At 64.4% G+C, this 407-nt stretch carries 1 pseudogene; it reads right to left on the minus strand.

The annotated features are described in order from the left end of the window. Positions 1–38: 38 nt before the first annotated feature. A pseudogene (locus tag EN932_RS37770) lies at positions 39–407 on the minus strand (UDP-N-acetylglucosamine 1-carboxyvinyltransferase); the annotation flags it as partial.

Raw genomic sequence — 407 nt, forward strand, 5'->3', positions numbered from 1 at the left:
AATCTCCTGCGTTGCTAGAGAGGAGCCGAGGTCGCGGGCTACGCCGAAATCCGTTCGATCACCGCACCGCAGTTGGACAGCTTTTCTTCCAGCCGCTCGAAGCCGCGATCGAGGTGGTAGACGCGGTTGACCGTGGTCTCGCCTTCCGCCGCCAGGCCGGCGATGACCAGCGAGACAGAGGCGCGAAGATCGGTCGCCATGACCGGCGCGCCCTTCAGCTTCGGCACGCCGTCGACGATCGCCGTCTGGCCCGAAAGCGTGATGTGAGCGCCGAGCCGCGCCAGTTCCTGCACATGCATGAAGCGGTTCTCGAAGATCGTCTCGGTGATGCGCGACTTACCCTTGGCCATGGTCATCAGGCCCATGAACTGCGCCTGCAAATCGGTCGGGAAGGCCGGGAAGGGTGC

The sequence above is a fragment of the Mesorhizobium sp. M7A.F.Ca.US.002.01.1.1 genome (assembly GCF_004022955.1).
In the GTDB taxonomy this organism is placed as follows: domain Bacteria; phylum Pseudomonadota; class Alphaproteobacteria; order Rhizobiales; family Rhizobiaceae; genus Mesorhizobium; species Mesorhizobium ciceri.